A 23,658-nucleotide genomic window follows, 5' to 3' on the forward strand; every position below is an offset into this window, starting at 1 on the left:
ACAAGCGAATGGATCCCGACATGGCACTGCTGCAGCCCGGAATGCTCTACCTCGGCACGAGCCGCAAGCCGGACGACACGTTGAACAAGCCCGAATATCTCACGCTCAAATACGGCAACCGCCACGGGCTGGTGACGGGCGCGACGGGCACGGGCAAGACCGTGACGCTGCAGGTGCTGGCCGAAGGCTTTGCGGCCGCCGGCGTGCCGGTGTTCTGCGCCGACATCAAGGGCGACCTTTCGGGCATCGCCGCCCGGGGCGAGCCGAAGGATTTCCTTCTCAAGCGCGCCGCCGAGATCGGGCTCGATCCCTATGACTTCACCCAGTTTCCGGTGATCTTCTGGGATCTCTACGGCGAAAAGGGCCACCGCGTGCGCACCACCATGTCGGAGATGGGGCCGCTGCTGCTCTCCCGCCTGATGAATGCGACGGACGCGCAGGAAGGCGTACTCAACATCGCCTTCAAGATCGCCGACGAAGGCGGCCTGCCGCTGCTCGACCTCAAGGATCTGCGGGCGCTGCTGACCTATATGAGCGAGAATGCGAGCGCGCTTTCGGCCACCGTCGGGCTGATCTCCAAGGCCTCCGTCGGCTCGATCCAGCGTGAGCTTCTCATTCTCGAGCAGCAGGGCGCCGAGCAATTCTTCGGCGAGCCGGCGCTGAAGGTGACCGACATCATGCGGGTGACGCCCGAGGGGCGCGGCACGATCTCCGTGCTGGCCGCCGACAAGCTGATGATGAACCCGCGGCTCTACGGCACCTTTCTTCTCTGGCTGCTGTCGGAGCTGTTCGAGGAACTGCCGGAAGTGGGCGACCCGGACAAGCCGCGACTGGTGTTCTTCTTCGACGAGGCGCACCTCTTGTTCAAGGACGCGCCAAAAGTGCTTCTGGAGCGGATCGAACAGGTGGTCCGCCTGATCCGGTCCAAGGGCGTCGGCGTCTATTTCGTGACGCAGAACCCGCTCGACGTGCCGGAAACCGTGCTGGCGCAGCTCGGCAACCGGGTGCAGCATGCGCTGCGCGCCTATACGCCGCGCGAGCAGAAGGCGGTGAAGACGGCCGCCGACACGTTCCGCCCCAATCCGGCCTTCGACTGCGCCGCAGTAATCACCCAGCTTTCGACCGGCGAGGCGCTGGTCTCGACGCTGGAGGGCAAGGGCTCGCCCGCCATGGTGGAGCGCACGCTGGTCCGCCCGCCTTCGGCCCGGGTCGGCCCGCTCACCGATGCGGAACGGGCGCAGGTGATGGCCCAGAGCCCGGTTGCCGGCCTCTACGACCGGGATATCGATCGCGAATCAGCCTATGAGATCCTCGCCGCCCGCGCCGCCAAGGCCGCGCAGGCCGACGCTGCGCGCGAGGCGGAGACCTCCGACGGGCAGGAGCCCGCCACAGGCGGCAGCCGCTGGACGCTGCCGGGCTTCGGCGACGATGCCGCACCGGCCCCCAAGCCGACGCGCGCGGGCACGGCCGACAGACCGCGCGCCACGGGCTACCAGCGGGAAACCGTGGTGGAGGCCGCCATGAAGACGGTGGCGCGAACCGTCGCCTCCTCGCTCGGCCGGGCGCTGGTGCGCGGCATTCTCGGCAGTTTGAAGCGCTAGGCGCGACTTGGCGGGTCGCATCAAAGTCGTTGCGGCCGGCAGTGCCCCGGTTTTCCCCATGGTTCCAAGACTTTGCCACATGGGGGTCGCTGGCCGGCGTGGCCGGGCGCTTCCGCAAATTATTGCCGACGTCTTGCAATTGTCGGGGGGATCGTCTATCTCATGTCTATCGATCTTGCATTTTGAGCTTTGCTCCCGCGCAACGCGCCGTTCAATCTTCTCTTTCAACGTCGATCTATCACCGCCCGCACACTGCGAGCGAAACTTCATCACGATTGAAAAGGAATCACGTCGTGGCAACAGGTACCGTAAAGTTCTTCAACGCAACCAAGGGCTTCGGCTTCATCGCTCCGGACAACGGCGCAAGCGACGTTTTCGTACACATCTCGGCCGTTGAGCGCGCCGGCATGCGTTCGCTGAACGAAGGCCAGAAGGTCAACTTCGAAATCGTTCAGGACCGTCGCAGCGGCAAGAGCGCTGCCGACAACCTGTCCGCAGCCTAATACATAGAATTTCGTTTCCGGCGCCTGACCACGGATGTACTGGCAGAAACCGTCGAGACGATATCGAGAAGGTCGGGAATTTCCCGGCCTTTTTTTGTGCCTTTCGGTGTCTGCCGGCGTGGTCGGGCGGTCCTGATGCGCGGCATGACGCCTGGCCGTGATCTCTGGCCTATGGCAAGGCTGTCTGGCGATCCTGTATCTCGGGGTGTATGTCGGGACGGGTGCTTCCGGTTTGGCCCGGAATGCGGTAAGCTCCTCATAACATTGCGGATGCCGCGCCTGCCGCAGAGACGCGCACCCGCTTCCTTAAGCCCTGCACGACCCGCTGCCCCGCCAGCCGCGCCAGAGAAAGAGCGGCGACTGTGAGGCGCGACGACACGCCCGACACCGACGACAGACTGCGCGATCGTGGCCGACCGGCCTTCGACGCCCCCCGATCCTTTCAAAGGAGAACGCCTTGGTTCCCGCCGATCGCCTGTTCAAGACCGAAGCCCGTCCCGCCAACGCCAAGGCGACGCAGACCGATTCGGCCTCCCGCTCCATCATCGAGGTCGAGGCCGCCCAGCGCCGCGCCAAGACCGAGCGCCTCAAGCAGGCCCGCATCGCGCAGGAAGCCAGCCAGCCCGCGCCCGAAGCGCCGGTGAAGAAGGCCGCCAAGTCCCGCAAGAAGGACTGACGCCGCTTCGAGCCGGCTCTGGCCTTTAGGCTCCCTCCGCACCCTCCCTGTTTCCCGTCGCGGGACATGCGCGCGGATCGTTCCGTGCGGTCGCAGAGGCGCGTCCGGCGAGATGGGCCCTGTTAGATGGGCCCGGTAAGATGGGCCCTGCGAGAGGCCACTGGCGCGCCGATCGGACGCCCGTGCCTTGTATCCGCGTCATGTCTAACCATCTATGATCTCCAGACAGGAGACCAGGATTGTCCGACTTCATTAGCACCCTCTTTGCCATTTTCGTCGTCACGCCGCTGCAGGCGGATTTGACGGACCGCCTGCAAGGCCTGCCCTCGGCGGACCTCCTCCAGGCCGGCCGCGCCTGCATCGCGGCGGAAGGCCCTCGCCTTCTGCAGATGGCACAGGAAAACTGGGGCTGGGCCGCCGCCCAGGCCATCGGCGTCAGCACCGGCTTCGTCGATCCGGTGACGTTGCTCTCGACCCAGAACGGCGATTGCGGCGTGGTCCGCAACGCCCTGCTCAACCGCTCCGGCGAAGACGCGTAAACGCGCCGTCGCGACACGGGGCATCCCCCCGGATTGCGGGGCTTTGTCCCGAGAATGAGACGCCATTCCGCCACCGCTTCGCCCGCTGGCAGGCGCCGACGCGCCGGGCCGGCCGTCCGGCAGAACCACATCGTCGGCGTTGACAGGCTCGGAGGTTTTACGCCGCCACCGCCCGCATCCTCTCCGCCGTCTCGAACATGCGGTCCAGATTGAGACGACAGATCCTTCCCTCCGGCTGGGCGATGATGCCGTCGGCATCGTTCATGCCGGGGGATATGCTGATCTCGGGAACCGGCTGCGGCAGGGTTTCCGGGACCGTCCGGATGTCGGAGACGCCGTCGACGAGGAGGCCGATCGTCCTGTCGTCGATCTCGGCCACGACGATGGCGCTGCGCGGGGTCGGCGTCGTGCTGTCCCTGCCGAGCCGGGTGGCCATGCCGAGCCTGGTGGCCAGATCGATGATCGGATCACCGTGCCGCGCAGGTTCATCCCGCCGGACACATCTGCCGGGGCAAGCGGGATCGGGGTGGCCGGACCCCATCCGCGACTATCGCGGATGGGGTCGTGCGGAGGCAGAACGCCTGGCCGTGCCGCCTGAAGGCGACGATCTCGAGCGTGCCGCCGGTCCCGGCTGTCGACGGGTTTGGACCGCTCGTCAGAACTCCTCCCAGCTTTCCTTCACCGCAGCATTGCCGGAGAAGGCCTTCGCGACCTTGCCCGCCAGTCGCTTCGCCGGCGAGGCGACCGGGCGATGGGCCGGGCTTGCGGCCATGGCTGCGCTCTGGCGCGGGGCTCCGCCCAGCTGGAACTGCGCAATCAGCTCGCGCAGGCGTTGGGCTTCCGAGGCCAGCGTGGCGCTGGCGGCATTGCTTTCCTCGACCATGGCGGCATTCTGCTGGGTCACCTGGTCCATCTGGTTGACGGCCGTGTTGACTTCGGCAAGGCCGACGGACTGTTCCCGGGCGGAGGTGGCGATCGCGTCCATATGCTGGTTGACGGTGACGATATAGCCCTCGATCGTCTTCAGCGCATCGCCGGTCTCGCTGACCAGCCGGACCCCGTTCTGCACCTCGACCGAGGAATTGCGGATCAGCTCCTTGATCTCCTTGGCGGCCTTGGCCGAACGCTGGGCCAGCTCGCGAACCTCCTGCGCGACGACGGCGAAGCCTTTGCCGGCATCGCCCGCACGGGCCGCCTCGACACCGGCGTTCAGCGCCAGCAGATTGGTCTGGAAGGCGATTTCGTCGATGACGCCGATGATGTTGGAGATTTCATTGGAGGACTGCTCGATCTTCTGCATGGCATCCACCGCATTGGCAACGACCGCGCCGGACTGGGCCGCGCTTTCATTGGCAAGCAGGGCCGTCTTGCGGGCTTCCTCGGCGCGCTTGGAGGAGTTGGTGACGTTGACCGTGATCTCGTCGAGCGCGGCGGCCGTCTCTTCCAGCGATGCGGCCTGCTGTTCGGTCCGCTTGGAGAGATCCTCGGTGCTGGCGCTGATCTCCCGCGTGCCGGTGTCGATCTGGGTGCTGGCACCCGCCACGGCGCGCATGGTTTCGGCAAGCTGTGCGATCGCCCCGTTCAGATCGTGGCGCAGAGCCTCGAAATCGGACGAAAAGGCCTCGTTGAGCTGGAAGCCGAGATCGCCCGACGCAAGCCGGCGAAGACCGGTGGCGAGGCCCGACGTCGCGTCCTGGAGGAGCGACCTTGCAGCGGCTTCCGCATCGGTGGTCATGCGCAGGCGATCCTGTTCCGCCTGAATGCGCGCCGCTTCGGATTCCTGCTCGAGACGCTTGTTGTTGATCGCCGCCTGGCGAAACACCTCGACGGCACCGGCCATCTCGCCGATCTCGTCCTTCCTGCCCGTCTGGGCGAGATCGATATCGGTATCGCCGTCGGCGAGCTTTCGCATGGCCGTCGTCATGGCGCGAATGGGCTGACCGACACTTTTGATCAGAACGAAGGCGGAGAGAACCAGAACCAGCACGATCGCAAGACCGATGCCGAGCGCGACCGAATCCGCCCGTGCGACCGTGGCGCCGAGCGCTTCCTTCGCGCCGGCGGTGAAGCGGGTGGCGTTCTTCTTCGCCGTGTCGATGGCGGTCGCCGTGGTCTCGGCAACCTTTCCGCTATCGGCGGCCGACCCGACGAGCGCCTGGCTCAGCTCCTCCGCCGTGATCTGACCGTCCGCCTTTTTCTGGAACGAGGCCACGACGAAGGCCGCCCGTTTTTCCGACGTGTCCGTGTAGTCCTTCAGGCCGTTCCGGATCTGAACCAGCACGTCCGGGATCATCGCCAGCGCGATGGGTTGCTCAAGACCGTTCCAGCCGGCTTCGAAGTGCGATCTGACCGTCGCAAGGGCCGTGTCCGCATCCTCTTTGGTCTGTGCAAGGTTCATGCGGGTCGCCGCGTAGCGCATCCGGGCGAGCGCGAGCTCTGCGTTGACGACGCCGTTGAGGATCGTCTGTTCGCGTCCGACGACGGCGTTTGCCTCGTCGACCTGACGACTGCTGATCTGCTGGTTGGCGATCATTCCGGCGATCAGCAGGATGGCGATCCCCGACGAGACGAGCAGCTTGGTTCCGACCTTGGCATTCTGGAATAGTGACATGAACCTCTCCAATGAGATGCGAGTTTGGCGTGGTGTCCGATGGAGGACGGCCGGAAGCAAAGTCATTCTGCCGCAGGCTTGGGGAGGAAGACGGAGATCATCTCCGTGGCGGGCTTTGAGGCCAGAAAGGCGCTCGTCCGTCGGCCGGGGCTGCCGAGGGTTGCGTTGAAAACGCGGTTTCCCCCGGACGTTCGGCATCGACGGCCATTCGGAACGGTCCCGCGACATCTCCCGCGACGTCTCCCGCACGGGGGGAGATGCGAGACAGACGGTTGCGCGCTCGATTCTGATCTCGGATGCGACCGCTGAGCTGAAAGGTTTCAGGGCCGCGCGATCACCGACCGACTATCGGCTACATTCATTGTCGTTTAGATAATAACTCGCTTAATTATGATCTTCGCGGTAATCTTTTCGCGTGTAAAAAGCGATCATATCCGGGAAGGCGTTCTGGGCTTGCGCAAAGGGTGAGCGAAAATCGTTCAGGCCCCGCGCGTTCGGATCGCATGCAAGGAGAGGGAAGAGATGCCGAAACGGCGCCTTTCGGGGCATGACGCGACCGGCCAGGCCCCGCACGAGGAGATGGCCGGAAACCCTCGCATGATGGGCATTTCATCGCGGCATTTCCTGAAGCTGGTCGAAGACCGGGGCGTGATCGGTTTCTGGTCGATGGATTTCGAGACGGGCCACATCAATGGGTCCGTGGGCATGTACAGGCTCCTCGGCCTGCCGCCGTCGACCCGGCTGACCTTCACGGAACTGCTGACGATGATGCATCCCGGAGATCGGACGCTGAACGGCGATATGCTCGCGGTCATCCGCTCCGGCCAACCGCTCGACCGGGACTTCAGGCTGATCCGGCACGACAGGACCCTGCGCTGGATCGAGAGCAAGGCGGAGGTTCTGGTCGACAGCGAGGGCATTCCCAGACGCGCGCTCGGGCTCTTCATCGACGTCACCGAGCGCCACGAGGCCCGCGTCATCGTCGAGGAAGGGTGGCGGAGCTATCGCAGCCTCGTCTCGGCGATTGCCGCCGTGGAATGGCGGATGTCGCCGGAAGGCCGGATCACGTCCCTCAAGACATGGGACGCGCTGACCGGGCAGACGCTGGCCGAAGCCGACAACTGGGGATGGGCGGAGATGGTCCATCCGGACGAGCGCGACGCCGCCCTTTCCCTCTGGGCAGAATGCGCGGCAGCACGCCGCCCTTACGCCCTCGACCTCCGCATCCGGTGCGTGGACGGACCCTATCGGACCTATCTCGTCCGTGGCGCCCCGCTCTACAATGCGGACGAGACGTTGCGGGAATGGATTTGCGTCCTCGTCGAACCGGCGGCGATCGGCGGCGCGAACGAGGCGCCGCCTTTGGAGGATTTCGAGGGCCTGGGTGTCGCGCATATCCGCGCCGCACGGGCGATCCTGAACTGGAGCATCGAAAATCTGTCGACCGAGTCCGGCGTATCCGTCTCGACGATCCGGCGCATCGAACAGAGCGCCGGGATGAAGACGCGACTGCCGCATATGAGGGCGCTGCTGAAGGCGCTGGAAAACGGCGGCGTGCGGTTCGGACACGGCCCGAACCGCGAACTGACCATCAGCTGCTGATCCCGCGACGGTCGCCGCCTGACTCCCGAGTGTGACCGGAGGACGGCTTCGCTCCGACCGGAGTGACCGATTATCATGCCTCGACCTTTGCTGATGCCGAACGGATAACCGTTTTCGCAGATTCCGAGAGTGTCTCTGCGCAGCGGGGCACTGATCGTGTGATTGGCACTCCTGGCCTGAAACAGAGCGGCTGGCTGGGGCGCCAGGATTCGAACCTGGGAATGCCGGTACCAAAAACCGGTGCCTTACCGCTTGGCGACGCCCCATTGCCGGCCCGGGTGCGGTGATGTCCGGGTGTTGGGCTGATAGCAAAGCGTGAGGGCGGGGACAACGGGTAAGTTCGTCGGGTCTCAAGATTATCGGGGCGCTGGTTTCGCGGTTCCATGGTTCGGGTCCCGTGATTCGGGTTCTGCGTTTTGGGTTCTGTGTTTCGGGGTTCTGCGTTTCGGCACCGTCGTTTCGGTTGGCGGCGAATTGGGCTAGGGTCGGTTTTCGGGCGCGCTCTTGCAGCGGGCGGGATGCGGGCCGGGTCGGCGCGGTGTGAGGAGACGGGAATGGCGGGATATCGGGCTCGGATGCCGGCGCGGCCGACGGTGGTCAGCGACGATGGTTTCATGCGCGTTACGCAATGGGATTTCGCGCCGGGGGCCGAAACCGGGCATCATGTCCACGGGCTTTCCTATATCGTCGTGCCGATGACGGATTGCCGCTTCCGGATCGAGGATGGCGAAGGCGCGCGGGAATTCGATGTCGCCAAGGGTGCGGTCTATCGGCGGGACGCCGGCGTGGAGCACAATGTGGTCAATGCCGGGGACGCGCCCATGTGCTTCATCGAGATCGAGCTGAAATGAGCGGCACGTCCCTTGCAAGCGAGGAGGAGCCGCAGTTCGAGCGGGCCTTCGCGCCGGCCTATGGGCAGGCGGTTCCGGTCGCGGACGGCGTGCGGCGGGTGACGGTCGAAAATCCCTCGCCGTTCACCTTTCACGGCACCAACACCTATCTCGTCGGGGAGGAGACGCTGGCGGTCATCGATCCCGGTCCGCTCGACGATGCGCATCTGGCCGCGCTGCTGCGCGCGATCGACGGGCGGCCGGTCAGCCATATTCTCGTCAGCCATACGCACCGCGATCATGCGCCGCTGGCGCGCGTTCTCCAGGCCCGTGTGGGCGGGGTGATCGCGGCGGAGGGGCCGCACCGGCCCTCCCGGCCGCTGCATGCGGGCGAGGTCAACCCGTTTTCGGAAAGCGCCGACCTGGATTTCGTCCCCGATCTCGCGCTCGGCCATGGCGCGACGATCGCCGGCGACGGCTGGGCGCTGACGGCACTTTCGACGCCCGGCCATACGGCGAACCATCTGTCGTTCGCGCTGGAGGAGACGGGCATCGTCTTCTCGGCCGATCACGTGATGGCCTGGGCGACCAGCATCGTCGCGCCGCCGGATGGGTCGATGCGCGACTATATGGCCTCGCTCGAGACCATGCTCGCGCGCGACGACCGGCTCTATCTGCCCGGGCATGGCGGGCCAGTGACCGAGCCCCACAAGTTTCTGCGCGGGCTGCGGGCGCATCGGCGCATGCGCGAGCGCGGCGTGGTGGAGCGCATCCGCCGCGGCGACGGTGCGATTTCCGAGATCGTGGCGGCGCTCTACGCCTCGACGGACCCGCGGCTGCATGGTGCCGCCGCCCTCTCCGTGCTCGCCCATCTGGAAGATCTGGTGGAGCGCGGGATCGTCGTGACCGAGGGGCCGCCGGCGCTCAACGGACGCTACCGGCTGGCCTGAGCCGGCGGTGTGTCGCGGCGACCGGGTCCGGCCGTCCGACATGCCCGGCAAGGCCGGTGCGAGGTCAGCCTCGGTATCCGGCCTCAGTATCAAGCCTCAGTCGCCGGCCTCAGTCGCCGGCGATGCCCAGAAGCTCGGCGTCCAGCGCGTGCAGGAAGCGTTCGGCCACCGCGGCATCGAGGCCGAGATCGTGATGGCCGAGCCTGGAGGCGACGCGGATATCGACGAAGGTGGTTTCGGACTCTTCGCGAAGACGGATGACGAGATCGAAACGGAAACCGGCCAGGAAACTGCGGCTTTCCCCCTGCAGCAGGATATCGCCGGCCTTTCGGCCGGGCGGCAAAGGACCGAGATCCGGCTTCGGGCGCGAGAGCGGAATGGGCACCGGGCCCGGATCGTCGCCCAAGGGGTCGCCGCGGCCGGCTTTTGCCGCTTTGCCCTTGGTCTTTGCCTTGGCGCCGCTTTGGCCGTCGGTGGGCGGCGGCTCGGTTTTCTGGGCGAGATCCTCGAAATCGGGCTCGGCGTTTTCGAGGCCCTCTTCCGCGACGATGGCGATGCCGGATTGTTCGGCCACTATGCGCACGCCGGTCAGCACGCGGTCGAGCGCGCCGTCGTAGCGACGCCCGGTGAGAGCGGGAAACGCCTGCGCCTGCGCCTGCCGGTCGGCCGCGGCGGGCGGCGTCGGGGTCAGCCAGCCGGCCTCGACCGGGCGTTCGCGGATGAAGGGCGGCGGCGTGACGAGATCGGTGGACACATCGGTGAGCGCCGGCTTTTCGACCACCTGAAAGAGCGCGAGGCCGGCGACGCCGAGCGGCAGGGCCGCATAGACCAGCGCCATGGTGGAGGCGATGCCGCCGACGGCGGCCACCTGCCACAGCCGCACGAAGCCGACGACCGACAGGAGAACGGCCACCAGCGCCAGCGCCGCACTGGCGAGCGCCAGCGTGACGAACAGCGTGCTCGACAGGGAGCCGAAGCGGTGGGCGGCAAGCGACAGGACGAAGATGGCGAAGGCGAGCCGCGCGACATGGCGCGCCGCGCGGGCGGCGTAGGATATCGGGCGCTCATAGGTGATCATTGCCGGCCGAACCTCCTTTCCGTCCCACGTCTGCGCTCTCACCCGGCGCTTGGCCCGGGGATCGCACGTCGCCCTGTCCTTACACCATCCTGCGCTTCATCCAAGGCGGCAATCGCAAGGCGCCTGCGGGTGTTGCCGAACGGCATCGACGGTCGATCCTGTCCGGGTGCGACAGGAGCGTCCGTTGTCCGGACCTGCGGGCCTTGCCTGAGAGCCGACGCTGGAACCTTTGCGCGGCTGCGACGTTGATCAGCGCTTCACGATCTTCCGCAACCGGGAGACGCGTTGCCACGGAATTGCCATTCTTGTTAACGATTTTATCGAAGATCTTTGGCCTGCTGCCCCGCAGTCGGCTATCCTGACCGGGTCGGACCGGTTGCAAAAGGGGGATGACGACCATGCGTTCTGCCGAAATCGAAACCCCGGCCATCCAGAGCGGCGCTCCAGAGGGTGGCGACTTTGAATTCACGATGGAAATGCTGGAGCTCGAGCTGTCGCTGGACGGCATCGTGCTCGACGGCATGATGGGCGACGGGCTGGTTGGCAGCGGCGACGCGTTCGCCGAGCGTGTGCGCGCGGCGGCGACCGACCTCAAGGGCGCCTTCCTGTTCGACCTCCCCGCCTCCGGTCTCGTCGAAAACTGCCTGCGGATCGCCGTGCTGCGCATCCCGCGCGACAGTGGGACGGGCGCCGAGACGATCTTTGCCTGCCTGGAGGCCGACGGCACCTCGATCCGTATCGAGAAGCCAGATGAGCGCACGCTTGGCCTTGCGAGTTTCGCCCAGGCTTTCGTGGATGTTTTTCAGCGGATCTAGACGCGCCGGCAAACGCTGGCCGGCACCAGACCCTAGCCGGCCCAAGACTCTAGCCCGACACTGGCCCTAGCCAGCGAGAGCGCGCAGCGGGGGCACCTCGACCGGAGCGGTGCGCTTCGTGTTCGTCTCGCCGAACAGGCGCCAGGTGTTGCGGCCGCTGCGCTTTGCCTCGTAGAGGGCGATGTCGGCCTCTCCGCAGAGCTTAGCGAAGCTCTCCGTCTCCCCTGCGTCTCCTCCGCCTGCCATCAGGGCCATGCCGATGCTCGCGCCCACGCGGATCGGCAGGCCGCCGATCTCGGTCGGCTTGTTGAACTGGAGAAGCACGCGGCCTGCAAAGGCTTCGAGCCCGGCGGCGTCCAGGCCGCTGGTGCAGATGGCGAATTCGTCGCCGCCGAGGCGCGCGAGCAGGCCGTCGGCGCCGGCAACGCCCCCTCCCACGACATTCGAGAGACGGGAGGCGATCTCCCGCAGCAGCTGGTCGCCGGCGAAATGGCCATGCGTGTCGTTCACGGCCTTGAAGCCGTCGAGATCGATATAGAGCACGCCGACGCGGTTTTCCGACGTCTTTCCGTCCGACCTTTGGCCCTCCCGACCGGCCGTCTCCGTCCCGGTCCGCAGGGCGGCGGCGAACCGGTCGTCGCCGAGGCTTGCGAAACGGGTGCGGTTCAAAAGGCCGGTCAGAGGATCGGTTTCCGCCTGGAAGCGCAGCCGCTCGGTCAGGTCGCGGCGTTCCGACAGTTGCCGTTCCAGCCGGGCGATGGCCTCGAAGAGATCGTCGAGTTCGCGCGTGTCGGCCTTGGTCGCCACGCGCTCGACCGGTCTTTCCTCCGCCAGCCCGACGATCATTTCGTGCGCCATCAAGAGCGGGCGCAGGACCGAGAGGAACAGGCGCCGCAGGACGACGACCAGCAGCCCGAGGAGAAGCGCCGTCGCCGCGGCCATGCCGACGAGCTTCAGCAGAGCGAGATCGCGGCCGCGGCCGATATCGGTCACCATCTGGTGGATCGCGGCCTTGCGCAGGTTTTCGAGCGGCAGGAGCGTCGGAACGTAGAGGCCGGTGAGGTCGGCGGGGGCGACGCTGTAAGGTGCGCCGCTGCGCCCTTCCTGCGTCAGCCTTTCGATCAGCCGGACGCCCTCGCCGATGAAGAGCCGGCGCACCTCGCCCATCTGCTGGCGCAGGCCTGCGTCGGAGGCGTCGATGCGCGCGCCGAGTATCCACACGAGCTGCTCGATCTTGCCCGCCGTGCGGTTGACCTTGTCGATGGCCTGCGGCGAGAGCGCCAGGCCGCGCGAGACGCTCGGGACGACATAGCTTCCGAGCCGCCCCGCCTGCTCGCGCAGATCCGTGGCGATCAGCGCCGTGAAGACGCTGCGGGACAGACCGGGATGGCGCATCTGCAGCGTTGCGGCGGCGCGGGCGACGGAGGGCTGGATCGCATCGGCGATCGCAAACATCCGGGCGATCGCCTCCGTCAGCATGTCGACGGACCGTTCCGCCTGCGGCAGCAGCGCGATGGCGTCGATGCTGGCACGGGCGTTCTTCAGATCGTCCTCGAGACTGCGCAGGATGCCCGGCGCCAGCGGCAGGGTCCTGGTCCGGTCGACCACGGACAAGGCCGCATCCGTCAGGCGGCGGGCCTCCCGCAGCTTGGCGACGGCCGCGGGATCGGCGCCGACCTCGATCGACATCAGGACGTTGGAGGGTCCGCGTTCGGCCGACAGCGCGCGCGTCGCCACCAGCAGCGCCTCGTATTCGTGGACGCCGGCAAGGCTTCGTTCGGCGTCGAGGAAGGCCCTGGCCGACGGTGCGACGATCCAGAGTGCCATGCCGAGGACGGCTGCCGACAGGAGAAGGCAGGCGCTGCGCCATTGGCCATACAAGGATCGCGCATGCCGCTTCGCCTGTTTCATCTGGGTCGTCCTTAAGCCTCGTCTCCTCAAACCGATACTGATGAACCTTTAAGCGGGGGTGAATACCCTAAAATTCAGGCCCCCGAAATCTTGCCGTTGATGGCCGCCTGGGCGGCGGCCAGACGGGCGATCGGCACGCGGAACGGCGAGCAGGAGACATAATCGAGGCCGGTCTCCTCGCAGAAGCGGATCGAGGCGGGATCGCCGCCATGTTCGCCGCAAATGCCGAGCTTCAGGCCGTTCTTGGTCCGCCGGCCGCGCTCGGCGGCAATCTGGATCAGCTCGCCGACGCCGTCATAGTCGATGGAGACGAAGGGATCGCGGTCGATGATGCCCTTCATGCGGTAGGTGTTGAGAAACTGCGCGGCATCGTCGCGCGAGATGCCGAAGGTGGTCTGCGTCAGGTCGTTGGTGCCGAAGGAGAAGAAATCGGCGGATTCGGCGATGACATGGGCCCGGAGGGCGGCGCGCGGCAGCTCGATCATGGTGCCCACGAGATAATCGATGCCGACGCCGGCTTCGGCAAGGATCTCCGCGGCGACCGCGTCGATGCGCGCCTTGACGTAGTCGAGCTCGGCCTTGAGACCGACCAGCGGCACCATGATTTCCGGCACGACCGGCGCGCCCGTCTCGCGGGCGGCGATGACGGCCGCCTCGAAGATGGCGCGGGCCTGCATTTCCACGATTTCGGGATAGGAGATGGCCAGGCGGCAGCCGCGATGGCCAAGCATGGGGTTGAACTCGTGCAGCGCATCCACCCGCTGGCGCAGTTCCAACGGCCTCATGCCGAGCGCCGTGGCGACGTCGGCGATCTCCTCGTCGCTTTTCGGCAGGAACTCGTGCAGCGGCGGATCGAGCAGGCGGATCGTCACCGGCAGGCCGTGCATGATGGAGAAGAGCTCGGTGAAATCGGCCCGCTGCATCGGCAGGAGCTTGGAGAGAGCCGCGCGCCGTCCGGCCTCGTCGGCGGCGAGGATCATCTCGCGCATGACGTTGATGCGCTCGCCCTCGAAGAACATGTGCTCGGTGCGGCAGAGGCCGATGCCCTCGGCCCCGAAGGAGCGCGCGGCCCGCGCATCGGCCGGCGTATCCGCATTGGTGCGCACGGTCATGCGGCGGCTCGCATCCGCCCATTCCATGATGCGGCCGAAATCGCCGGAAAGCTCCGGCTGGACCATGGAGACGCGGCCCTTGAGCACCTGTCCCGAGGAGCCGTCGATGGTGATGATATCGCCCCGGACAAAGGTCGCGCCGGCGGCCGTCAGCCGTTCGTTGCGCAGGTCGACCCTGATGGAGCCGGCGCCGGAGACGCAGGGGATGCCCATGCCGCGGGCGACCACGGCGGCGTGGCTGGTCATGCCGCCGCGCGTCGTCAGGATGCCTTCGGCCGCATGCATGCCGTGAATGTCTTCCGGGCTCGTCTCGACCCGCACCAGAATGACGGAGCGGCCCTCCTTCTTGGCCGAAACCGCCTCCTCCGAGGTGAAGACGATCTCTCCGGTCGCCGCCCCCGGCGAGGCGGGCAGGCCGGCGCCGATGATGTCGCGGCGGGCGGCGGGATCGATGGTCGGGTGCAGCAGCTGGTCGAGCGCGGCGGGATCGATGCGGGCCACCGCCTCCTCGCGCGAGATCAGCCGTTCGTCGGCCATGTCCACCGCGACCTTCATCGCCGCGCGTGCCGTGCGCTTGGCCGAGCGGGTCTGCAGCATCCAGAGCTTGCCCTGCTCGATGGTGAACTCGATGTCCTGCATGTCGCGATAATGGGCTTCCAGCCGGTCGCAGATGGCGCAGAGATCGGCGAAGGCTTCCGGCATGACCTTTTCGAGCGAGGGCCGGTCGGAACCGGAGGCGATGCGGGCGCTCTCGGTGATGTTCTGCGGCGTGCGGATGCCGGCCACGACATCCTCGCCCTGCGCATTGACCAGGAACTCGCCATAAAGCGCCTTTTCGCCGGTCGAGGGATTGCGCGTGAAGGCGACGCCGGTGGCGGAGTCATTGCCGAGATTGCCGAACACCATGGTCTGGACGTTGACGGCGGTGCCCCAGTCGGCGGGAATATCGTGGAGATGGCGATAGGTCACGGCCCGCGGGTTCATCCAGCTGGCAAAGACCGCGCCGATGGCGCCCCAGAGCTGCACGGCCGGATCCTGCGGGAACCCCTCGCCCGTCTCCTCCTCGATCACGTCCTTGTAGCGGGTGACGAGGCGGCGCCATTCGCCGACGGTGAAATCGGTCTCCTGCTCCTTGCCGATCCGGCCCTTCTCATCCTCCAGAAGCTCGGCGAAGACCTCGTGGTCGATGCCCATGACGACGTCGCCATACATCTGGATGAAGCGGCGATAGCTGTCCCAGGCAAAGCGGGCGTCGCCGCTGTCGCGCGACAGCGCCTCGACCGTCTCGTCGTTGAGGCCGAGATTGAGGACCGTATCCATCATGCCGGGCATGGAGGCGCGGGCGCCGGAGCGCACCGACAGGAGCAGCGGCCGTTCCCCGTCGCCAAACCGCCGGCCGGCCATGTCCTCGACGAGGGCGATGCCGGCGAGCACCTCGGTCTTCAGGCTGTCGGGAAGGGCGCGGCCGTTTTCGGAATAGAGCGCGCAGGCGCGCGTGACGATGGTAAGGCCCGGCGGCACCGGCAGGCCGAGGCTGCACATCTCCGCGAGGTTGGCACCCTTGCCGCCCAGGAGGTCGTGATCCAGCGCCCGCCCCTCGGCCTTGCCTCCGCCGAAGGTGTATACCCACTTCACCATGTCCGTCTCCACCCTGAGACGCCCGCGCCAGGCGTCGCATTCCCGCAACCCCGGCCCGTCCCGCCTCTTCTCCCATTTCACGCTACAGCATCCGCAACCGATTAGGAATGCTGCAAGTGCGGCTATAGTGTTGCATTGCAGCAAAATTGTTGCGGGGCGCGGGTGCGGTGGCCTCCGGACATCGTGTGGCCTTCAGTCTTTTTTGATTTTTCCACCCTGTGCCGATAGAGTTGGGACAGGCCGCAGCGTTTTGCACATCAGATCATACCGGCGCAATTTCCCGAGCTGCGAAACCTCGTCTGGAACAGGGACCCCGCGCGCCCGATCGATGCGGACGACGTCTTTGCTCTTTACGAGCGCAACTGGCGATTTGTCGATCGCGAACGCCTGTCGGACGAGGAAGCGCTGCTGATCCGCGAACTGACCGAGACCTTCGGTCACGGCCATATACTGGCGTGATGGGATATCTCCGCGCCGAGCACCGGGCCTCGCCGAGGTGCTGTCTTCGATGAACCATGATGCTCTTCGTTCTGCCGAATGCTGGTTCGGCAGGGGAACGGCGATCGGCCGGTGTTCGGGCATTTCCGCAGGCTGGCATTCGGGCGGACGGCGGCGCCTTCGACTGATCGCTCCCTCCCGCCCTCACACCGCCTCGCGCAATTGCTCCGCCGTCTGCAGATCCACCGAGACCAGCTGGCTCACGCCCTGCTCGGCCATGGTGACGCCGAAGAGGCGGTTCATGCGGGCCATGGTGATGGGGTTGTGGGTGATGATGACGAAGCGGGTTTCGGTGGAGGCGGCCATTTCGTCCATGAGGTTGCAGTAGCGCTCGACATTGTGGTCGTCGAGCGGCGCGTCGACCTCGTCCAGCACGCAGATGGGCGCGGGATTGGTGAGGAAGACGGCGAAGATCAGGGCCATGGCGGTCAAAGCCTGCTCGCCGCCGGACAGCAGCGTCATGGTCTGCGGCTTCTTGCCCGGCGGGCGGGCGAGGATTTCGAGGCCGGCATCGAGCGGGTCCTCGCTTTCGATCAGTTGCAGCTCCGCCGTTCCCCCGCCGAAGAGATGGCTGAACAGGCGCTGGAACTGGGCGTTGACGATGTCGAAGGCGGCGAGCAGCCGTTCGCGGCCCTCGCGGTTGAGGTTCTGGATGGCGCTGCGCAGCTTGCGGATCGCGTCGATCACGTCCTCGCGCTCCTTGAGCAGCGCCGCGAGCCGGCCCGCCAGTTCCGCCTGCTCCTCCTCGGCGCGCAGGTTGACGGCGCCGAGGCGCTCGCGCTCGATCTTCAGGCGTTCGAGGTCGCGCTCCACGCCGCGCGGATCGGCCGGCAGGGCATCGGCTGTGCGGCCGGTCAGGCGCAGCACGTCGTGCGGGGCGACGGACAGGGCCTGGCGGATCGCCGCTTCCACCTCGATGCGTTTTTCGCGCGCCGACATCAGCCGCTCCTCGGCGCGGCCGCGCTTTTCGCGGGTCTCGGCCAGATCGGAGAGGGCAGTCGTGGCAAGGCGATCGGCGTCGCGCTGGCGGGTTTCCGCCTCGACCAGCCGGTCGGCCGCCGCGCGCCGGGCCGCTTCCATGTTGGACAGTGCGCTCATCAGGGCGCGCCGCTTCTCGTCGAATTCGTCGGGCGCATCGAGGATGGCCTCGATCTCGTCGCGGGCTTCCGCCTCGCGGTCGCGCAGCGTGGCGATATGGTCGTCGGCGCTCACGGCGCGGGCGGCCCATGTCGCGCGCTCGGTATCGATCGCCCGGAGCCGCCGCGCGCGCGCATCCGTCTCGCGCGTGAGGCCATCGGACAAAGCGCGGGCTTCGGCGAGCGCCGAGCGGTCGGCGGCGACCTCCGTGCCCTGCACGGCGAGGCGCTGGTCGAGGCCGGCCATGTCGGGAGCGTCCTCGAGCGCCGCGATGGCGTCCTCGAGCGCGGTCGCCACCTCCTCGCGCTGCGCCTCGATGCGGGCGGCGGCTTCGGCCAGAACCGCACGGCGGCGGGCGAGATCGCCCTGGGCGCGCTCGGCGGCCGTCAGCGCGTCGCGCGCCTCCGACAGGCGGCGGATCGCCTGCCGCTCGGCTTCGCGCGTCATCCGCACCGCCTCGTCGGCCGCGCGGACCGCGTCCGTCGCTCGGCTCAGAGCGCGCTCGCACCGCTCCAGAGCATCGGAGGCTTCGCCGATCTCGGCGTCCAGTTCGCCCAGCCGATTGCGGTTTTCGAGCCGCAGGGTGGCCGCACTCGGCGCGTCGGCACCGGTGACATGGCCATCCCAGCGCCAGAGCGCGCCGGACCGCGTCACGAGGCGCTGGCCGGGGTGGAGCGCGGGCAGCAGCCGTTCGGCCGCGGCATCGTCCGCGACGATGCCGACCTGCGACAGGCCGCGCCGCAGGGCGTCCGGCGCGGTGACATGATCGATCAGCGGGGCAGCGCCCGGCGGCAAAGCCGGATCGGCATCGCCGCGGCCGGGATCGCGCCAGTGGACGGGCGCAGACGCATCGAGCGGGGATTCGAGATCGTCGCCGAGGGCAGCGCCCAGCAGCGCCTCGAAACCGCGCTCGACGGCGATGGCATCGACCACGGGGCTTGCGCCGCCCGACAGGGTTGCAGCTTCCAGAAGGCGGCGCAGGGTGCGCGCCTCGGTGTCCGCCGCACTCAGCCGCGCCCGCGCGGCCTCCAGCGGGCCGCGCGCCTCCGCTTCGCGGGCGCGGGCGTCGCCGAGCGCGTCTTCAGCCTCGATGATCGCCTCGGTCCGCGCCTCGATCTCGGCGTCCGCCATCTCCACGGCTTCGCGGTGCGTTTCCGGGTCTTCGAGGCCTGCGATATCTAGGTCGAGCGTGGCGATCTCGCCGGCCTGATCGGATATCTGGCGCTCAAGGCGCATCTGCCGGTCGCCGAAGTCGCGGATGACGCGTTCCAGCTGGCCCCGCACGGCGGAGGCTTCGGCGCGTTCGGCGGTCAGCGCCGCCAGCGCCCGCTCGCTGGTCTCCAGCCGGTCCTGCGCCTCGACCAGACGCTCGCGCGCCTCTTCCGCCCGCTCTCCGGCCTCCTCGGCATCGGCCTGCAGCGCCTCGGCCTCCTCTTCCAGACGGGCGACGGCACCGGCATTTTCGAGCGCCAGCCGGTCCTCGCGGGCGATGTCCTCGCCGAGCTGGGTCAGGCGGCGCTGCAGTTCGTCGCGCCGGCGCAGCGTGCGGCTCATATCCTCGTCGAGCTGGGTGCGGGCGATCTGCAGCCGCTGGAGACCGGCGGCCGCGCGGGCCTCCGCCTCGCGCAGCTCGGGCAGCTTGAGGCTCGAGATCGCCTGGTTTTTCGCCGCCTCCATCTGGGCCTGCGCCTTCTCGGCCACCAGCGAGGTCGCCTGGTTGAGCAGGCTGTCCGCCTCGCCCTCGGCCTCCTTGGCCTGCACCCAGCGGATGTGGAACAGCATGGCTTCGTGGGCGCGGATCTCGGCCGAGAGCATCTTGAAACGGTTGGCCTGCCGCGACTGGCGCTTGAGGCTTTCGATGCGGCTTTCGAGCTCGGCCGTGACCTCGTCCAGCCGGTCGAGATTGGTTTCGGCGCCGCGCAGGCGAAGCTCCGCCTCGTGGCGGCGGGAATGGAGACCGGAAATGCCGGCGGCCTCTTCCAGCAATTGCCGGCGGGCCTGGGGTTTGGCGGCGATCAGCTCGCCGATGCGGCCCTGCCCGACCATGGAGGGCGAGCGGGCGCCGGTCGAGGCATCCGCAAACAGCAGCTGGACGTCCTTGGCGCGCGCCTCACGGCCGTTGATGCGGTAGACCGAGCCGTTCTCGCGCTCGATGCGGCGCGTCACCTGGATCTCGTCGCTGTCGTTGAAGGCGGCGGGTGCGGTGCGGTCGCTGTTGTCGAGATAGAGGCCGACTTCGGCCGTGTTGCGGGCCGGGCGCTTGCCCGAGCCGGAGAAGATGACGTCGTCCATGCCGGACGCGCGCATGTTCTTGTAGGAATTCTCGCCCATCACCCAGCGCAGGGCCTCGACGAGGTTCGACTTGCCGCAGCCGTTCGGGCCGACCACGCCGGTCAGCCCGCGCTCGATGACGAATTCGGACGGCTCCACGAAGGACTTGAAGCCGACCAGACGCAGCTTGGTGAACTTCATGACGGCCCGCCCGTCTCAAACGGAAACGCGGTCATGATGACCGGACACGGGACGGACGGGAAAAACGGCACGGTTTCCCGTGCCGCATCGGAGCGCGACTTAAAGCAGTGGGTCGATAAGGGCCGACATGGTGTCAACCGACATGTCTCCGGAATAGCGCTTGCCGTTGATGAAGAAGGTCGGCGTCGAAGCAACCTGGTACTCCTTCATGCCCTTCTGCATCACGGCATTCACATCATCCAGAAGCTTCTGGTTCGTCAAGCAGGCCTCGAAGCTCTCCTGTGAAAAACCGGCGAGCTTGGACATCTGCAGCAGGGCATCGCGGCCGTTCTGCGCTGCGGCCCACTGTTCCTGCTGCTTGAAGAGCATGGAGACCATCGGGAAATACTGGCCTTCCGGGGCGCAACGCGCCAGCATGAAGGCGGCCGCCGCGCGCGGATCGAACGGGAATTCGCGCAGCACGAAGCGCACTTTGCCGGTCTCGACATACTTCGTCTTGATGGTGTCGAAGGTCTGGTTGTGGAAGTTGGCGCAATGCGGGCAGGTCATCGACATGTATTCGACGATCGTGACCGGGGCATCGGCCTTGCCGATCGCCATTTCCGGCAGAGCACCCGGTTCCATCAGCTTGGAAACTTCGACCTCGCCATCGGCCTGGGGCAGTTCCGGTGCCGCCGTGGGCGCTGCGGCCGGGGCGGCCGCCTGGGCCATCTGGGTCTGCGATGTCGCGGGCGTTGCCGCGGTGGACGATGTCGTCATCGTATCCGCGGGCTTCATCTCGGTCTTGGTCGCGGTATCCACGGTTTCGACCGGAGCAGCCGCATTCGCCGTCTCCTTCTTCTCGTCGCTGCAGGCGACGAGCGCGAGCGCCAGCGTGGCGACGGCCACACCGCTCGAAAGGCGTTTCAGCAAGGTCATTTCGGAAAGGGACATGGTTCACCTGTTCAAGCGGAGACGGGCCTTTGCGATATCGCGCCGGCCGGGACCGGACAAGGGGTCCCCTTAGCGCATCGTTCAAAGAATTGTGAGGCATTTGTGGCGCGAGGGCCTTCCTTTGCCGATATCGCACGCGCGATGTCACGCCGTTTGCCGCGAGCGGCCTGACCGTGATCGATCCCTGGAGGGACTGAGGCCCCTTACCGCGTCTTCCCCAGCACCGCCGTGCCCAGCCGCGTCAGCGCCGCCTTCAGGCCTTCGTCCTCGATCTCGGCGGTGAGCGCCGCGAGGTGGCGGGCGGGTTGGCCGGTGAGCGGGCGCGGCGGACGGCGGGTGCGGTTCTGCGGCGTGACGGGCTTCTGGACGATGCGGACGCGGTCGATGGCGGGGAAGCCGAAGAAGCCGTTGATGCGCTGGACGAGTTCGCCCTCGGCATGGGCGAGGAACAGCGCCCGGCCACCGTCGCAGGCGATGGTGAGCACGCCCGGCTGGTGGCGGCTTTCGCCGGTCATTTCCGAGACGCGCCGCGGCCAGGCGATCTTTTCCGGCCGGGTGCAATCGGCAAAGGCCTCGCCGGCGATCTCGTCCCAGGAGCCGAGCAGCAGCGTGCTGATGCCAGCGCGTTTCGCCAGAACCGGATCGAGAAGACCGTTGGCGACCTCGCTGATCTGGCGGACGCCTTTGGGGGTATAGGGCTTGGAAGGCGCCATGCGGTGGTTCCCGTCGGTGGTGAATGCTGTCGCAGCCCTTACCCGCCGATGCCGTTTCGGCTATGACGCTCGGGGCGGCATGGCGCGCGGCAAGACGGCCCGGCTCGGCTGCTTGGCGATGATCTATAGGGCAAGTCGGCCGCAAGGACCATGATGCAACGTTTTCCGTCCACCGCAGAGGCCCTGCCCTTCGACACCTCCCGGCCGGCGCCGATGCCGCAGGCGGGCTCCCCCACCGCGCTGCTGCTCGACTGGTACGACCGCAGCCACCGCGTGCTGCCCTGGCGCATCACGCCGGCGATGGCGGCGGACGGGCTGCGGCCCGACCCCTATCATATCTGGCTGTCGGAAGTGATGCTGCAGCAGACGACGGTGCAGGCGGTCAAAGCCTATTTCGAGAAGTTCCGGGCGCTGTGGCCGACGGTGACCGATCTTGCCGCGGCCGACACCGAGGACGTGATGAAGGCCTGGGCGGGGCTTGGCTACTACGCCCGCGCGCGCAACCTCAAGGCCTGCGCCGAACAGGTCGCAAGCCGGCATGGCGGGCGCTTTCCCGATACCGAAGAGGGTTTGAAGGCGCTTCCGGGCATCGGCGACTATACCGCCGCCGCGATTGCCGCCATCGCCTTCGGCCGGCAGAGCGCGGTGCTCGACGGCAATGTCGAGCGGGTGATCTCGCGGCTCTACCGCGTGGAAACACCGGTGCCGGCGGCGCGGCCCGACATGCGCCGGCTGGTCGCGGCCATGACGCCCGCCGGGCGGCCGGGCGATTTCGCGCAGGCCATGATGGATCTCGGCGCGACCCTCTGCACGCCGCGCCGGCCGGTCTGCGCGCTCTGTCCGATCAACGCGGATTGCCGCGCCTTCAAGGCCGGCGACCCCGAGCGCTTTCCGGTGAAGCTGGCGAAGAAGGCAAAGCCGGTGCGCTATGGCACGGCCTATGTCGCGACCGACGCGACCGGCGCCGTCTATCTCAGCAAGCGCGGCGACAAAGGCCTGCTGGGCGGCATGACCGAGGTTCCCGGCACCGACTGGACGACCGACGGGACGGCCGCGCCGGCGCCGCCTTTTGCTGCCGCCCGCGAAATCGCCTGGCGCGACTGCGGCAGCATCGTGCATGTCTTCACCCATTTCGAGTTGCGGCTCGGCGTTCTCAAGGCCGAGGTCGAGCGGGCGGCGATTGCGGCCAATGGCTGGTGGGAACCGCGCGCCTCGCTCGCCGAGCAGGCCCTGCCGACGGTGATGAAGAAGGCGATCGAAAAAGCCCTGCCCGGAAGTTTTAAACCCAAGGATCTCAAGAAGGAGAAACGCCCATGACCGACGCGACGACGCCCATCCGCCATATCGTTTTCGACATCGGCAAGGTGCTGATCCATTACGATCCGAATATTCCGTTCAGCCGCCTCATTCCCGACGAGGCCGAGCGCACCGCTTTCTTTGCGACCGTGTGCACGCATGAATGGAACCTGGAACAGGACCGCGGCCGCAGCTGGAGCGATGCGGAGGCGCATCTGATCGCGCAGTTTCCCGAGCAGGAGGCGCATATCCGCGCCTTCCGCCTGCATTGGGGCGAGATGGTGCCGCATGCCTATGAGGAAAGCGTCGCAATCCTCGAAAGCCTTGTCGAGAAGGGCTACGACGTGACGATGCTGACCAATTTCGCGGCCGACACCTTTGCCGAGGCACGGGCCCGCTTCGCCTTTCTCAACCTGCCGCGCGGCGTGACGGTTTCCGGCGAAAAGCGCCAGATCAAGCCCGACCGCGAGATCTACGAGACGCACCAGGCGGCCTTCGACCTCGAGCCCGCAGCCACCCTGTTCATCGACGACAGCCTCGCCAATGTCGAGGGCGCACGGGCAGCCGGCTGGCAGGCGGTGCAGTTCATCGACGGGCCCCGGCTGAAGGCCGATCTCGCACGGCTCGGGCTGCCCGTGTAGCATCTCGATCGTTCGGCGGGCCCGGCGCGCGAGACCATGACCGGGCCTGCCTTTTTCATATCACTGAAAAGCCATGTTTGGTTCAGCCGACGTTCACTTGAT

The 23,658-nt window shown here is 67.2% G+C and carries 18 protein-coding genes, 1 tRNA gene and 1 pseudogene; 10 read left to right on the forward strand and 10 right to left on the reverse strand.

Annotated elements, in window-relative coordinates:
- Nucleotides 1-26 precede the first annotated feature (26 nt).
- The 4 genes from C8J36_RS08365 (at nt 27) to C8J36_RS08380 (ending at nt 3,319) form a co-directional block, all read left to right on the forward strand.
- Complete coding sequence (locus C8J36_RS08365; protein ID WP_132534902.1) at nt 27-1,601, forward strand: helicase HerA-like C-terminal domain-containing protein; 1,575 nt, start codon at nt 27-29, stop codon at nt 1,599-1,601.
- A 293-nt stretch (nt 1,602-1,894) separates the two neighbouring features.
- Nucleotides 1,895-2,104: a cold-shock protein gene (locus C8J36_RS08370; RefSeq protein WP_062469383.1), complete on the forward strand. Its 210-nt coding sequence runs from the start codon at nt 1,895-1,897 to the stop codon at nt 2,102-2,104.
- A gap of 457 nt (nt 2,105-2,561) precedes the next feature.
- The gene (locus tag C8J36_RS08375) at nt 2,562-2,780 is read left to right on the forward strand and encodes a hypothetical protein (protein WP_062594671.1); all 219 of its coding nucleotides are present in this window, start codon (nt 2,562-2,564) and stop codon (nt 2,778-2,780) included.
- A 239-nt stretch (nt 2,781-3,019) separates the two neighbouring features.
- Nucleotides 3,020-3,319, forward strand: a complete 300-nt coding sequence (locus tag C8J36_RS08380; protein WP_062594670.1) for a hypothetical protein — start codon at nt 3,020-3,022, stop codon at nt 3,317-3,319.
- Between the two features lie 157 nt (nt 3,320-3,476).
- Here the strand turns inward: C8J36_RS08380 and C8J36_RS08385 are convergent.
- Nucleotides 3,477-3,978: pseudogene (locus C8J36_RS08385) on the reverse strand (chemotaxis protein CheW).
- Complete coding sequence (locus tag C8J36_RS08390; RefSeq protein WP_245506502.1) at nt 3,975-5,930, reverse strand: methyl-accepting chemotaxis protein; 1,956 nt, start codon at nt 5,928-5,930, stop codon at nt 3,975-3,977. Before C8J36_RS08390 ends, C8J36_RS08385 begins: the two are co-directional and overlap by 4 nt.
- 522 nt (nt 5,931-6,452) lie before the next feature.
- Between C8J36_RS08390 and C8J36_RS08395 the strand changes: the two genes are divergently transcribed.
- Entirely contained in the window at nt 6,453-7,532 is a 1,080-nt protein-coding gene (locus C8J36_RS08395; protein ID WP_132534113.1) for a PAS domain-containing protein, read from the forward strand.
- Nucleotides 7,533-7,723: 191 nt separating this feature from the next.
- Here C8J36_RS08395 and C8J36_RS08400 read toward each other — a convergent pair.
- Nucleotides 7,724-7,798, reverse strand: a tRNA-Gln gene (locus tag C8J36_RS08400).
- Between the two features lie 288 nt (nt 7,799-8,086).
- Between C8J36_RS08400 and C8J36_RS25290 the strand changes: the two genes are divergently transcribed.
- Both C8J36_RS25290 and C8J36_RS08405 read left to right on the forward strand, forming a co-directional pair.
- Nucleotides 8,087-8,383 carry a cupin domain-containing protein gene (locus tag C8J36_RS25290; RefSeq protein ID WP_165915003.1) on the forward strand — a complete coding sequence of 99 codons (297 nt, stop codon included), beginning with the start codon at nt 8,087-8,089 and terminating at the stop codon, nt 8,381-8,383.
- Nucleotides 8,380-9,312 (forward strand): MBL fold metallo-hydrolase, encoded by a 933-nt coding sequence (locus C8J36_RS08405; RefSeq protein ID WP_165915004.1) that lies wholly within the window; start codon nt 8,380-8,382, stop codon nt 9,310-9,312. The genes C8J36_RS25290 and C8J36_RS08405 overlap by 4 nt, the downstream gene beginning before the upstream one ends.
- A 109-nt stretch (nt 9,313-9,421) precedes the next feature.
- On the opposite strand, the gene C8J36_RS08410 is transcribed toward C8J36_RS08405, so the two are convergent.
- Nucleotides 9,422-10,390, reverse strand: coding sequence for a DUF1499 domain-containing protein (locus tag C8J36_RS08410; RefSeq protein WP_132534117.1), 969 nt, complete (start codon nt 10,388-10,390; stop codon nt 9,422-9,424).
- Nucleotides 10,391-10,788: 398 nt separating this feature from the next.
- Between C8J36_RS08410 and C8J36_RS08415 the strand changes: the two genes are divergently transcribed.
- On the forward strand, nt 10,789-11,205 hold the full coding sequence (locus C8J36_RS08415) for a hypothetical protein (protein WP_132534119.1): 417 nt from the start codon (nt 10,789-10,791) through the stop codon (nt 11,203-11,205).
- A 66-nt stretch (nt 11,206-11,271) separates the two neighbouring features.
- Here C8J36_RS08415 and C8J36_RS25610 read toward each other — a convergent pair whose 3' ends face one another.
- From C8J36_RS25610 to C8J36_RS08445, 6 genes are all read right to left on the reverse strand, one after another.
- On the reverse strand, nt 11,272-13,116 hold the full coding sequence (locus C8J36_RS25610; protein ID WP_132534121.1) for a GGDEF domain-containing protein: 1,845 nt from the start codon (nt 13,114-13,116) through the stop codon (nt 11,272-11,274).
- A gap of 74 nt (nt 13,117-13,190) precedes the next feature.
- Entirely contained in the window at nt 13,191-15,866 is a 2,676-nt protein-coding gene (gene ppdK / locus C8J36_RS08425) for a pyruvate, phosphate dikinase (protein WP_062594658.1), read from the reverse strand.
- Nucleotides 15,867-16,058: 192 nt separating this feature from the next.
- Nucleotides 16,059-16,307 carry a hypothetical protein gene (locus C8J36_RS25715; protein WP_207897479.1) on the reverse strand — a complete coding sequence of 83 codons (249 nt, stop codon included), beginning with the start codon at nt 16,305-16,307 and terminating at the stop codon, nt 16,059-16,061.
- A 201-nt stretch (nt 16,308-16,508) separates the two neighbouring features.
- The gene (locus C8J36_RS08435) at nt 16,509-19,973 is read right to left on the reverse strand and encodes a chromosome segregation SMC family protein (RefSeq protein WP_132534123.1); all 3,465 of its coding nucleotides are present in this window, start codon (nt 19,971-19,973) and stop codon (nt 16,509-16,511) included.
- A 99-nt stretch (nt 19,974-20,072) separates the two neighbouring features.
- Nucleotides 20,073-20,906 carry a DsbA family protein gene (locus C8J36_RS08440; protein WP_132534125.1) on the reverse strand — a complete coding sequence of 278 codons (834 nt, stop codon included), beginning with the start codon at nt 20,904-20,906 and terminating at the stop codon, nt 20,073-20,075.
- Nucleotides 20,907-21,109: 203 nt separating this feature from the next.
- On the reverse strand, nt 21,110-21,619 hold the full coding sequence (locus C8J36_RS08445; RefSeq protein ID WP_062594652.1) for a DUF721 domain-containing protein: 510 nt from the start codon (nt 21,617-21,619) through the stop codon (nt 21,110-21,112).
- A gap of 213 nt (nt 21,620-21,832) precedes the next feature.
- On the opposite strand from C8J36_RS08445, the gene mutY reads away from it, so the two are divergent.
- Together mutY and C8J36_RS08455 are read left to right on the forward strand one after the other, a co-directional pair.
- A complete protein-coding gene (gene mutY / locus C8J36_RS08450) occupies nt 21,833-22,936 on the forward strand; it encodes an A/G-specific adenine glycosylase (RefSeq protein ID WP_132534908.1) in 1,104 nt (367 codons plus the stop codon).
- Nucleotides 22,933-23,556, forward strand: a complete 624-nt coding sequence (locus C8J36_RS08455; RefSeq protein ID WP_062594651.1) for an HAD family phosphatase — start codon at nt 22,933-22,935, stop codon at nt 23,554-23,556. The genes mutY and C8J36_RS08455 overlap by 4 nt, the downstream gene beginning before the upstream one ends.
- The last annotated feature ends 102 nt before the right edge of the window (nt 23,557-23,658 follow it).

Origin of the sequence: Rhizobium sp. PP-F2F-G48 (assembly GCF_004342335.1) — a bacterium.
Taxonomy (GTDB): Bacteria; Pseudomonadota; Alphaproteobacteria; order Rhizobiales; family Rhizobiaceae; genus Ferranicluibacter.